This is a genomic window from Pseudomonas sp. CF161 (assembly GCF_000416215.1).
Taxonomy (GTDB): Bacteria; Pseudomonadota; Gammaproteobacteria; order Pseudomonadales; family Pseudomonadaceae; genus Aquipseudomonas.
This window is the reverse complement of record NZ_ATLP01000125.1, coordinates 26073-37524: the sequence shown is the minus strand read 5'-3', so window position 1 is coordinate 37524 and position 11452 is coordinate 26073. Positions and strand designations below refer to the sequence as shown.

The 11452-nt window shown below is 63.6% G+C and carries 13 protein-coding genes and 2 pseudogenes; 1 reads left to right on the top strand and 14 read right to left on the bottom strand.

Annotation, left to right across the window (positions count from 1 at the left end; all coding sequences use genetic code 11):
- Nucleotides 1-42: 42 nt before the first annotated feature.
- The 12 genes and pseudogenes from CF161_RS29340 to CF161_RS29290 all read right to left on the bottom strand — a co-directional run bounded on the left by CF161_RS29340 (nucleotide 43) and on the right by CF161_RS29290 (nucleotide 9024).
- Nucleotides 43-636, bottom strand: a complete 594-nt coding sequence (locus CF161_RS29340) for an NTP transferase domain-containing protein (protein ID WP_043230847.1) — start codon at nucleotides 634-636, stop codon at nucleotides 43-45.
- On the bottom strand, nucleotides 633-1628 hold the full coding sequence (locus CF161_RS29335) for an XdhC family protein (protein WP_020300261.1): 996 nt from the start codon (nucleotides 1626-1628) through the stop codon (nucleotides 633-635). The genes CF161_RS29340 and CF161_RS29335 overlap by 4 nt, the downstream gene beginning before the upstream one ends.
- Nucleotides 1628-1744 (bottom strand): annotated as a pseudogene (locus tag CF161_RS33830) (hypothetical protein); the annotation flags it as partial. The gene CF161_RS29335 and the pseudogene CF161_RS33830, both read right to left, overlap by 1 nt.
- Nucleotides 1724-1918 (bottom strand): annotated as a pseudogene (locus CF161_RS29330) ((2Fe-2S)-binding protein); the annotation flags it as partial. The pseudogenes CF161_RS33830 and CF161_RS29330, both read right to left, overlap by 21 nt.
- A gap of 252 nt (nucleotides 1919-2170) precedes the next feature.
- Nucleotides 2171-3190 (bottom strand): UDP-N-acetylmuramate dehydrogenase, encoded by a 1020-nt coding sequence (gene murB / locus CF161_RS29325; protein WP_020300259.1) that lies wholly within the window; start codon nucleotides 3188-3190, stop codon nucleotides 2171-2173.
- Nucleotides 3187-3651, bottom strand: a complete 465-nt coding sequence (locus CF161_RS29320) for a low molecular weight protein-tyrosine-phosphatase (RefSeq protein WP_020300258.1) — start codon at nucleotides 3649-3651, stop codon at nucleotides 3187-3189. The genes murB and CF161_RS29320 overlap by 4 nt, the downstream gene beginning before the upstream one ends.
- Nucleotides 3651-4415, bottom strand: coding sequence for a 3-deoxy-manno-octulosonate cytidylyltransferase (gene kdsB, locus CF161_RS29315; protein ID WP_020300257.1), 765 nt, complete (start codon nucleotides 4413-4415; stop codon nucleotides 3651-3653). Before kdsB ends, CF161_RS29320 begins: the two co-directional genes overlap by 1 nt.
- Nucleotides 4412-4597 carry a Trm112 family protein gene (locus CF161_RS29310; RefSeq protein WP_020300256.1) on the bottom strand — a complete coding sequence of 62 codons (186 nt, stop codon included), beginning with the start codon at nucleotides 4595-4597 and terminating at the stop codon, nucleotides 4412-4414. Before CF161_RS29310 ends, kdsB begins: the two co-directional genes overlap by 4 nt.
- A 22-nt stretch (nucleotides 4598-4619) precedes the next feature.
- The gene (gene lpxK / locus CF161_RS29305; protein WP_020300255.1) at nucleotides 4620-5630 is read right to left on the bottom strand and encodes a tetraacyldisaccharide 4'-kinase; all 1011 of its coding nucleotides are present in this window, start codon (nucleotides 5628-5630) and stop codon (nucleotides 4620-4622) included.
- Nucleotides 5630-6058 (bottom strand): biopolymer transporter ExbD, encoded by a 429-nt coding sequence (locus tag CF161_RS29300; RefSeq protein ID WP_020300254.1) that lies wholly within the window; start codon nucleotides 6056-6058, stop codon nucleotides 5630-5632. The genes lpxK and CF161_RS29300 overlap by 1 nt, the downstream gene beginning before the upstream one ends.
- The gene (locus tag CF161_RS29295; RefSeq protein WP_020300253.1) at nucleotides 6055-6690 is read right to left on the bottom strand and encodes a MotA/TolQ/ExbB proton channel family protein; all 636 of its coding nucleotides are present in this window, start codon (nucleotides 6688-6690) and stop codon (nucleotides 6055-6057) included. Before CF161_RS29295 ends, CF161_RS29300 begins: the two co-directional genes overlap by 4 nt.
- 102 nt (nucleotides 6691-6792) lie before the next feature.
- Nucleotides 6793-9024 carry a DNA internalization-related competence protein ComEC/Rec2 gene (locus CF161_RS29290; protein ID WP_043230842.1) on the bottom strand — a complete coding sequence of 744 codons (2232 nt, stop codon included), beginning with the start codon at nucleotides 9022-9024 and terminating at the stop codon, nucleotides 6793-6795.
- A 136-nt stretch (nucleotides 9025-9160) separates the two neighbouring features.
- Between CF161_RS29290 and CF161_RS29285 the strand changes: the two genes are divergently transcribed.
- On the top strand, nucleotides 9161-9676 hold the full coding sequence (locus CF161_RS29285; RefSeq protein WP_043230839.1) for a DUF2062 domain-containing protein: 516 nt from the start codon (nucleotides 9161-9163) through the stop codon (nucleotides 9674-9676).
- Between the two features lie 59 nt (nucleotides 9677-9735).
- Here CF161_RS29285 and CF161_RS29280 read toward each other — a convergent pair whose 3' ends face one another.
- Together CF161_RS29280 and CF161_RS29275 are read right to left on the bottom strand one after the other, a co-directional pair.
- A complete protein-coding gene (locus CF161_RS29280) occupies nucleotides 9736-10515 on the bottom strand; it encodes an ABC transporter permease (RefSeq protein ID WP_020300250.1) in 780 nt (259 codons plus the stop codon).
- A complete protein-coding gene (locus tag CF161_RS29275) occupies nucleotides 10512-11444 on the bottom strand; it encodes an ABC transporter ATP-binding protein (protein WP_020300249.1) in 933 nt (310 codons plus the stop codon). The genes CF161_RS29280 and CF161_RS29275 overlap by 4 nt, the downstream gene beginning before the upstream one ends.
- Nucleotides 11445-11452 lie beyond the last annotated feature (8 nt).

The window sequence follows — 11452 nt, the reverse complement described above, 5'->3', positions numbered from 1 at the left end:
CCAGGCGGGGCTTTTTTTATGGCTTTTGCCGTGCTGCTGCACTCAAGTGCTAAACAGCAGCGCCTGCGGCACATCCACATCCCACAGCACACCTGGGTCCGTCACCAGCACCGGAACCAGCGTCCCCTGGGCAAACAGCCGCCTGGCCCCACGATCACCGGACAACCCCCGCAACGCAGCACCATAACCTCGGCCAAACCCCACCGGATGCCCATACTCGGCGCCCAGTACGGGGACGCTGATAGTGCCCTCGCCCATCCCCTGCAACACCTGCTCGACCGTCGACGCCAGGATAAATGGCATATCCCCCGGCATCACCAGCCAACCGCCCGCATCGGTACAGGCGCCAACCCCGGCCGCAATGCTATGGCCCATGCCCGGCGAATCCACGCGCAGCACCTGACACCCATAGGCGTGGCCCAGGCGTGCGACTGCGTGCCGATCTGCCGTAGTCACCAACAGCCGCCGGGACAGCCGCGCAGGCAGGTTGACCAGCACCTGTTCAAGCACCGGTCGCACCACCCCATCGCGACCGATACAGGGCGCTAATAGCTTGTCCTGGTCAGCCCCGGCCAACTCTCGGTAGCGGCTGCCCTGCCCCGCTGCCAGCACAATCACCGCAGGCTCCTGGCTCAAACCGGCACCTCGTCCGCGACCAGCGCGGGCTTTTTCTGCAACAAGTCGATGCCATTTTTGATCGCCACGATCTCCGACATCAGGGACAGGGCAATTTCAGCCGGCGTATGACTGCCGATATGCAAGCCAATCGGCCCATGCAACCGCTCGATGGCGTCTGCCGAGAGCCCCAGCTGAGCAAGGTTGTCCCGTCGCTTCTGGCTGTTGATCCGCGAGCCCAGCGCCCCGACGTAGAACGCCGGCGAGTTCAGCGCCGTGAGCAACGCCATGTCGTCCAGGCGCGGGTCGTGGGTCAGCGCGACAATTGCCGTGCGTTCATCGGTCTCGATATTCAGCACCGCGTCATCCGGCATTCCACCGACGAACCGACCCTGCTGCTCTTCCCAGCCGTGGACGAACTCCTTGCGCGGGTCACAGACCAGGACTTCGAAATCCAGCAAGCGCGCAATCTGCGCCACATACCGCGACAACTGGCCGGCCCCGATCAGCAGCAAGCGCCAGCGCGGTCCATAAATTGCCCGCAAGGTCTGGCCATCGCAGCTCAAGACGTCGCTCTTGCTCGCCACCTCAAGCTCGACCGCCCCAGTTTCCAGGTCCAGCACCCGGGCGACGATTTCATGGGCCTCGCAGCGCCGCAGCAGTTCGGCGACCCAGGCCGGATCGCCAACCCGCTCTTCGGCCAGGCGCAAGGTGCCACCACACGGCAGGCCGAAACGCGCGGCTTCGTCGCGACTGACGCCGTAGGTCAGCCACTGCACCGGCGGCCCCTCTGCGGGCAAGCGGCCGTCCTGCAAGCGGGCAATCAGATCATCTTCGATGCAACCGCCGGGCACCGAGCCAATCACCACGCCATCGCCGCGCAAGGCCAGCATGGCGCCAGGGGCGCGCGGCGCACTGCCCCAGGTCTGGACCACGCTGTAGAGCATCACAGCGTGCCCGGCACGGCGCCAATCCAGCACACTGCGCAAGACATTCAGGTCGACGCTGCCCATCAACTGGCGGCCTTTTGCTGCCAGCCCTGCAACTGATAGCGCACCGGCAGGCTGCGAATCCGCTGCCCGGTGGCGGCAAAGATCGCATTGCACAGCGCCGGGGCGATCGGGGTGATGCAACTGCGTGCCGGCGAGCCGTCGATATGAATGGTGCAGGCACCGCACAGCCCCATGCCGCAGCCGAATTTGGTGCCGTTGTAACCCGCCACATCGCGGATCGCCCAGAGCAGCGGCATGTCCTCGGTGACATCCAGTTGATGATCTTGACCATTGAGCTTCAGGGTAATCATGGGCACGCCCGCATAGGTTCGGTTATGGGGCCGAGCAATCTGCCGTGAGATGGCGCGGTTCGCGGCGCAAACAGATCGACTCAGGCTAATGGGCTCTCTTGTGAGGACGGATCTTCACCGGACCTTTTGGGGGGACAAAACAGCTGTATTGTCAGCAGGCCAGGTTAAGCCGCCGTTAATGAAAAAACCTTGCCTGGAGTGACCCATGCAAGGCTTTTGGTTCAAGCATTGAGACTAGCTCAAGCCAGTTACTCAATAGAGGTTGGGCTCCATCTCAAGGTTCACCTTGAAACGCCGGGCCACGTCCTGCTGGATCTTTTGCGCCAGCTGCAACAGCTGCAAACCGGTGGCCTCACCGTAGTTGACCAGCACCAGCGACTGCAGGCGATGCACCCCGGCATCGGCCTCGCGAAAACCCTTCCAGCCCGCTTGCTCGATCAGCCAGCCAGCGGCCAGTTTCACCTGCCCGTCGGCTTGTGGATAACCCACCAGCCCCGGGTATTGAAGCTTGATCTCGGCCGCCAGGGCCGCCGGGATCACCGGGTTCTTGAAGAAGCTGCCGGCATTGCCCAGTACCGCAGGGTCCGGCAGTTTTTCGCTGCGGATACTGCAAATGGCCCGACTGACATCACTGGCGGTCGGCTGATCGATGCCCTGCTCGGTCAGGCGCTGACGCACCGGGCCATACTCCAGGTGCAGATGGGCCACCCGCTGCAGGGTGAAACGCACTCGCAGAATCAGCCAGCGCCCAGCCTGGCGCTTGAACAGGCTGTCGCGGTAGGCAAAGTCGCACTCGTCGACACTGAACTCGCGCAACTCGCCGGTCTGGCGATCGAGGGCGGTCAGGCCGGCGAACACATCCTTGATCTCCACGCCGTAGGCACCGATGTTCTGCATCGGCGCAGCGCCGACAGTGCCGGGGATCAGGCTCAGGTTTTCCAGGCCGGACAAGCCCTGGCCCAAGGTCCACAACACAAACGGATGCCAGGTTTCACCGGCTTCGGCCTCGACCACGACCCGCTGGCCATCGTCGCTCAGCAACCGCAGGCCACGGGTCGCCATGCGCAGCACCAGTGCCGGGATATCGGCGGTCAACAGCAGGTTGCTGCCACCGCCGATCACCAGCAGCGGCAACTGCTGTTCGGCGCAGTAGGCCAGGGCCTCGCGCACGTCGGCATCGTTATGGGCCTCGGCGAACTGCTGCGCCTGCACATCGACGCCAAAGGTGTTGAACGGCTTGAGCGAAACCCGATCCTGCACCTGCAAGGTCATAGGCGCCCCTTCAATTCGATCACCAGCCGGTCACAGGCCTGTTCAATCAGGTCCAGCACCTGCTCGAAACCCTGGTCGCCGTCGTAATACGGGTCCGGCACCTCATCCACCGCGCCCTCGTAGCGGCGCAGGAACAAGTCCAGCTCAGCCTTGGCCCCCGCTGGCTGCAGGGCCTTGAGGTGGCGCAGGTTGCTCTGGTCCATGGCGAAGATCAGGTCATAGCGGGCGAAGTCTTCGCGGCGGGCCTGCTGGCCACGTTGCGCCGACAAATCGTAGCCCCGCGCCAGGGCCGCCCGCTGGCTGCGAGCATCTGGAGGCTTGCCGACGTGCCAGTCGCTGGTGCCGGCCGACGCCACTTCGACCTGCTCGGCCAAGCCCGCCTGACGCAGCTTATGGCGCAGCACGCCCTCAGCGGTTGGCGAGCGACAGATGTTGCCCAGGCAGACAAACAGAACCCGCATCAGGCCTCCAGCAGGCGACGAACGCGCTCAAGGTCTTCGGCAGTATCCACGCCCGGCGGCGGCGCTTGCAGCGCGTCGGCCACATGGATACGCACGCCGTGCCACAGGGCACGCAGCTGTTCTAGGGACTCGGTGTTTTCCAGCCAGCAAGGGCCCCAGCTGACAAAGTCATGCAGGAAGCCGGCGCGGTAGGCATAGATGCCGATATGCCGCCGATACGGTACGCCTTGCGGCAACAGCTCGGGGTTCTTGGCGAAGGCATCACGGGCCCAGGGCAAGGTGGCGCGGCTGAAGGTCAGCGCCAGGCCATTGAGGTCGCTGACCACCTTGACCACGTTCGGGTTGAACAGGGTCTCGACGTCTTCGATCGGCTCGGCCAGGGTCGCCATGCGCGCTTCGGTATGGGCGGCCAGGTTGGCGGCCACCTGGTCGATCACCGCAGGCGGGATCAAGGGCTCGTCGCCCTGCACGTTGACCACAATGGCATCTGCTGCCAGGCCCAGCTGGGCAGCCACTTCCGCCAGGCGGTCGGTGCCGGAGTTGTGGTCTTCACGGGTCAGCACGGCTTCGGCGCCAAAGGCCTGGCAGGCCTGGAGGATGCGCGCATCATCGGTCGCCACCACCACGCGCTCGGCGCTGCTTTTGCAGGCCTGTTCCCAGACATGCTGGATCATCGGCTTGCCGGCGATCAGGAGCAGCGGCTTGCCCGGCAAGCGGGTGGAGGCATAACGCGAGGGGATGACAACGGTAAAGGCGGTGGTCATTTATCCAGGCGCTCGTCGTTGCTGAGGGTACGGGCTTCGCTTTCCAGCATCACCGGAATGCCATCGCGGATCGGGAAGGCCAGGCCGGCGCCCTTGCTGATCAGCTCGGTCTTGTCGGCGCTGAGTTTGAGCGGCCCCTTGCAGATCGGGCAGGCGAGGATATCGAGCAATTTGGTGTCCATGAGAATTCCCTGGATAACAGCGTTAAGGCAAAAGACGAGCAGGCAACAGGCGCATCAGTTGGGTATCGAACCAGGCCACGAAGGCCGGCGACGGCACCGCATCCACCGCCAGGTACCACCAGTCGGCCGCCGCAAAAGTACGGCACTTCACCGCGTCCTTTTCGGTCATGACCACGGGCAGCGACGGCGTGAAACTCAAGGCCTGGGCACTGTATTCGGCGTGGTCGGCAAAAGCATGGGGGACGGGTCGCCAGTGTAGCGTTTCAAGGGTGGTGAAGAAACGTTGCGGGTTGCCGATACCCGCCACCGCATGCACCCCCTGGCCTGGCGCAAAATGCTCGAGCCCACGGCGTTCGCCAGTCAGCAGGTTGACCAACGTCGTGGGCTCCAGACGAAAGGCAAAGCCATCCTCGCGATCCTCACCGGCGCCGTTATAAAGCACGGCATCGACGCTTTGCAGGCGTTCCACCGGCTCACGCAGGGGGCCGGCCGGCAGGCAGCGGCGATTGCCCAGGCCCCGGGCGGCGTCGATCAGCACCAGCTCCAGGTCACGGGCCATGCGGTAATGCTGCATGCCGTCGTCGGAAAGAATCAGGTCCAGGGCTTCGGCGGCGAGCAGCGCTTGCACGGCACGGCTGCGATCCGGATCGATCATCAACGGCACGCCGCTGCGCTGGACGATCAGCAGCGGCTCGTCACCGGCGACCTGCGCGTTCTGCTCCGGCGTGACGCGCCAGGGCAGTTGCGGCGGCTTGGCGCCATACCCCCGACTGACCACGCCAACCCGCAGGCCGCTGCGCTGGCAGTGTTCAATCATCCACAAGATCAGCGGCGTCTTGCCGGTGCCGCCAACGGTGATATTGCCGACCACGATCAACGGCACCGGCGGCTGGTAGACAGCCCCCTCGCCCGCCAGAAAGCGCTCGCGCTTGCGCACCACCACCCGCCGATACAGCCATTCCAGGGGCTGCAGCAGCTTCAACGCGGGATGGCCGTTGTACCAGGCGGCGAGCAAGCGATCAGAAAGTGCCATCAGGGTGCCGGTGCCGCCTCGACGGTGGTCATGCGCAAATGACTGAAACCGAGCTTGCCGGCGGCGTCCATGGCGGTGATGACCGCCTGGTGCTGGGTCTTGCCGTCCGCACTGATGGACAGCGGCATATTGGTGTCACCCCCCGACTCCTTCTGCAAGGCATCGATCAGGCCGGCCAGGTCGTTTTTCGGCAGCAACTGGTTGTTCACCGAAAACACCCCATCGGCACTGATGGCGATATCCAGTTGCTTGAGCTGCTGGTCTTCAGCGGGCGAACCGCTGACGGCCTCGGGCAGGTCGACACGCAATTGGGTTTCGCGGGTGAAGGTGGTGGTGACGACGAAAAACAGCAACAGGATAAACACCACGTCGATCAATGACGCGAGGTTGATATCGACGGTTTCCCGAGGTTTGCGGCGGAATTTCACGCTTTGCCCTCGACCATGTCGACGTCACGGTCGCCCTGTACCACTTCAACCAGCTTGATCGCTTCCTGCTCCATGCCCACAACCAGTTCATCGACCCGGCGTTGCAGGAAACGGTGGAAGAACACCGCAGGGATACCCACCATCAAACCGGCCGCCGTGGTAATCAGCGCCTTGGAGATACCACCCGCCAGCACCGCGGCGTTGGTGGTCATGCCCGAGCCCATGAACGAGCTGAAGATATCGATCATGCCCAGCACCGTACCCAGCAACCCGAGCAATGGGGCCATGGCGGCGATGGTGCCGAGGGCGTTGAGGTAGCGCTCCAGTTCATGAATGACCCGGGCCGCGGCCTCTTCGATGCATTCCTTCATGATCTCGCGACCATGCTTGGAGTTGGCCAGGCCCGCCGCGAGGATTTCCCCCAGGGGCGAATCGGCCCGCAGCTCCTTGAGCTTGTCTTTATTGAGTTGCTTGTCCTTGATCCAGCGCCATACCTGGCCCAGCAAATGGGGCGGAGTGACACGGCTGGCGCGCAGGGTCCACAAACGCTCGGCGATGATGCCGACAGCGGCGATGGAACTCAGAATGATCGGCAACATCATCCAGCCGCCGGATTTGACCAATTCCCACACAGTGACAGCCCCCTCGAAAAAGTGCGCCACTCTAACATAGGGCCCGGGCGCACCGAAGACCGTGATGTCGCATCCTCCGACGCTTTAATAACTCACGGCTATTTAAGGAGATGCTGACCCCTGGCGCCAAAACCTGGGTTGCGCGCACATCACCTGCGGCGCGCTGAAAGTACCCAATTGCAGCCTCAGGGCGCCGTGGCGTGCGCTGTCGTAGACCTCGCTTCCGAGCCGCCGATAACGCTCCAGCACCTCGGGGTGCGGGTGACCAAAACTGTTGCCGTGGCTCCGGGAAATCAGCACCGCCGCCGGCGACAACTGCTGCAGCAGGGCCATGGATGAAGAACTGCGACTGCCATGGTGCGGCGCCTGCAACCAGTCGGTCGCGACCGCCAATGGGCTGTCGAGCAACCGGGCTTCGGCCCAGCTGTCGATATCTCCCGTCAGCAACAGGCGCTCGCCATTGGCCTCGACTTGCAGCACGCAGGAACGCTGGTTGCCGGTCGCCCCGTCGAGCGCCTGCCAGAGCCTGAAGCTCACCCCGTTCCACTGCCAACCGCGTCCGCTTTGGCAGGGACCGGCCTGCAAGCTGGCGGGCAAGGCCCCCGGCTCACCACTGACGACCTCAGCCACGGGCAAGCCGCGCTGAACCGCCAAGGCTCCGCCCGCGTGATCGGCATCGGCATGGCTGAGCAACAGCAGATCCAGGCGCCGGATCGCCAGTTGCCCCAGGGCCGGCAGTACCACGCGTTCGCCCAGGTCAAAGTCGCCAAAGCGCGGGCCGGCGTCGTACAGCATGGAGTGATCGCGGGTCCGCAGAATAACCGCCAGGCCCTGTCCGACATCCAGCTGCCAGACTTCGACCTGCCCTTCGGGTACGCGGTTGCCCGGCGGATACACCGCCAGCAGTAACATCGGCCAGCCCAGCAGGCGCATCGGCACACCCTTGGGCAGCAACAGCAACAGTGCGCCCAAGGTGCTGATCACCCAGGCCCAGAACGGAATCAGCGGTGCGACCCAGGCCGGCCAGTAGCCGGCCACCAGGGCCAGGGCCCGAAACAAGCCGTCGAGCAAACCACCGGCCAACCACAGCAACCCTTCGCCCACAGGCGGCAGCGGCAGCAACAAGGTCCCGAGCAGGGCCGGCGGCAACACCACCAGGCTGACCCAGGGCACCGCCAGCAAGTTGGCCAAGGGGCCACTGAGGCTGATGGGCAGCCCCAACGCCAGCAACACGGGGCACAGGCCAATGGCAATCAGCCATTGGGCGCGGGTCCAGGCCTGCCACCAGCGCCACGCCCCCAATCGCCCGCCAAAGGTGAAGATCAACACCGCCACCGCAGCAAAAGACAACCAGAATCCTGGTTGCAGGCTGGCCAGCGGCTCCCACAACAACACCGCATTCAATGCCAGCAGCAGCGGCCACCAGGCCCCCAGATGGCGAAAGCGCAGGCGCCAGAGCAATACCAGGCTGACCATCACGCAGGCGCGCTGCACCGGCACATCGAACCCGGCCAGCAGCCCGTAACCCAGCGCAGCGGCAAAAGCCAGCGCACAGGCCCACGGCAGCCAGGGTAGGCGCCGCGGCCACAGCCCGTAGCGCGCCAGCCCTGCAACCATGGCGTAGATCACCCCGGCCAGAAGGCTGATGTGCTGCCCGGAAATCACCATCAGGTGCACGGTGCCGGTGTCTTGCAGTACCCGCCAGTCCTCCCTCGTCAGCCCTGATCCGTCGCCCAGTACCAGGGCCACCAGGCCGCCTTCGCGGCCTTGGGCATCGACTTGCAGCAGACGCTGGCGCAGGTCGTCACGCCAGGGCGCGCGGGCGGGGCGCAGTAACTGGCCGTCCTTGACCGTACCGGTGGCACCGATGCGCTGGGCAAACAACCACGCCTCATAGTCAAAGCCCTGCACATTGAGCAGCCCCACCGGACGCTTGAGTTTGACCGCCAGCCGCCAGCGCTGGCCGGCATGAATCGGCGGCCCGCCATGCCAGGCAAGGCGCAGGCGCTGCGGCAAGCGCCCGCGCCTGGAGCGGGCCTCTTCCAGCTCAAAACGCATCACGCCGTCCACCTGCTGCGGCAAGCCGCTGACCCGCCCTTCAAGCCAACGGGTCTGGCCGTCGAGCTCGGGCGACAAACGGTCAGTGAGCGCCCACTGCGCGCTGATGCAGGCCCAACTCAAGCCAAACAGCCAAAATGCCAGCGGATAGCTGCGAAACGGCAACAGCATCAAGCCCAGTACCGGCATCAGCCCCAACAGCCAGCCAGGCGGCAACTGCGGCAGAAAACGCAGCGTCAGCAGCCCCGTAGCCAGCGCCAACATCCCTGTGCGCATAAGCCAGTCCTTGAGAATCCCCTCTCTTGGCTTAGCTCAGCGGCGGCCGCCACCGCTATATCATTTGTCACAAAGTCTGAATGGGCGCCTCGTAGAATCCGGGCATACTTGCCCCTCGAACCGACCGAGAAGCCTTATGCCCCGGCGCTTAATCAGACGTTACATGCCCGATCCGAGCAGCATCAGGGAACACAAGTCCTTACGCTTTCTAGGCACCCTGCTGCATGACCCGAACCTCTGGCACCTGAACCGGCACTCGGTAGCCCGAGCCATGGCCGTGGGTCTGTTTGCAGCCTTTATCCCGATACCGATGCAGATGCTGCTCGCCGCCGTGCTCGCGGTGACAGTGCGCGGCAATATGCCGATTGCGGTCAGCCTAGTGTGGCTGACCAACCCCATCACCATGCCTCCCGTGTTCTTCTGCACTTACCAGCTCGGCGCCTGGCTGATGAATGTGCCGCCGCGCAGCTTGCCCGATGAGCTGACCTGGGAATGGATCAGCAGCCAGCTCTCGACCCTGTGGCAACCGTTCCTGCTGGGTTCGGTAGTGGCCGGCGTGGTGCTTGGCGCCCTCGCCTATTGCCTGACGATGCTCTATTGGCGCTGGTGGGTGGCTCGACAATGGAAACGCCGCCAGCGCAGCCGTTCCTGACATGCAAAAAGGCCTCCGCACGGGAGGCCTTTTTTATGCAGCGGTCGTGGCCATGACGCCTACTGGCGCATGCCGCGCCCGCTGACCAGCAACCGCGCGCAGCCGATGTACAGGACCACGGTCGCCACCAGCATAAAGGTGATGGCCACGCTGATCTTGATGTCCGACACGCCCAGGATGCCGTACCGGAAGGCATTGACCATGTGCAGCACCGGGTTGGCCAGGGACACGGTCTGCCAGAACGGCGGCAGCAGGGTAATGGAGTAGAACACCCCGCCCAGGTACGTCAGCGGCGTCAGGACGAAGGTCGGGATAATCGATATATCGTCGAAGTTGCGCGCAAACACCGCGTTGATAAAGCCCAGCAGGGAGAAGATCGTCGCCGTCAGCACCACCACCAGGATGGTCAGGCCCAGGTGATGCACCTGCAAATGGGTGAAGAACAGCGAGAGCAAGGTCACGATCACCCCGACCATCAACCCGCGCAGCACGCCGCCCAGGGTGTAGCCGATGAGAATGGTGTGCGGCGACACCGGCGACACCATCAGTTCCTCGATGGAGCGCTGAAACTTGCTGCCGAAGAAACTCGACACCACGTTGCCGTAGGAGTTGGTGATCACCGACATCATGATCAGCCCCGGCACGATGTACTCCATATAGGTGAAACCACCCATATCGCCGATTTGCCGACCGATCAGATTACCGAAGATCACGAAGTACAGAACCATGGTGATCGCTGGCGGCAGCAGGGTCTGGGGCCAGATCCGGGTGAAGCGCCGCACTTCGCGGTAAACAATGGTATTGAGCGCGACTAGGTTGGGCTGCAGCTCGGAACTCATACCGCCACCTTCGACAAGTTTTTCTCCACCAGGGACACGAACAACTCCTCAAGGCGATTGGTTTTATTACGCAGGCTCAAGACCTCGATGTTCTGCAATGCCAGTTGCCCGAACAACGCAGTGATGCCCACGGCTTTATCGACCTGCACTTCGAGGGTGTGGCTGTCGACCAGGCGATTCGGGTAACCGATCAGTTGCGGCGCCACCTGCATGTCGTTTTTCAGATCGAGCAGGAAGGTTTCCACATGCAACTGACCCAGCAGGTTACGCATGCTGGTGTTCTCGACGATGGTGCCGTGGTCGATGATGCCGATGTTGCGGCACAGCTGTTCAGCCTCTTCCAGGTAGTGGGTGGTGAGGATGATGGTGATGCCTTTCTGGTTCAGTTCGGTGAGGAAGGTCCACATCGAACGCCGCAGCTCGATGTCCACGCCGGCCGTCGGTTCGTCGAGAATCAACAGCCGCGGTTCGTGCACCAGGGCCCGGGCGATCATCAGGCGCCGCTTCATCCCGCCGGACAGCGAGCGCGACGGCACATCGCGCTTGTCCCACAGGCCAAGCTGGGTCAGGTACTGCTCGGCGCGCTCCTTGGCGATTTTCGCCGGGATGCCGTAGTAGCCAGCCTGGGTCACGACGATGTCGAAAGTCTTTTCGAACTGGTTGAAGTTGAATTCCTGCGGCACCACGCCAATGCAGCGCTTGAGCGCGGCCGGCTGACGATCCAGGTCGTGGCCGAAGATATTCACCGTACCGCTGGTCTTGTTCACCAGGGTCGAGAGGATGCCGATGGTGGTGGATTTACCGGCGCCATTGGGGCCGAGCAAGGCAAAAAAGTCACCTTCGGCGACGTCCAGATCGATACCACTCAGGGCCTGGAAACCGTTGCCGTAGGTTTTGGTTAACTGCCGGATGGACAGAGCGGAACTCATATCGGATT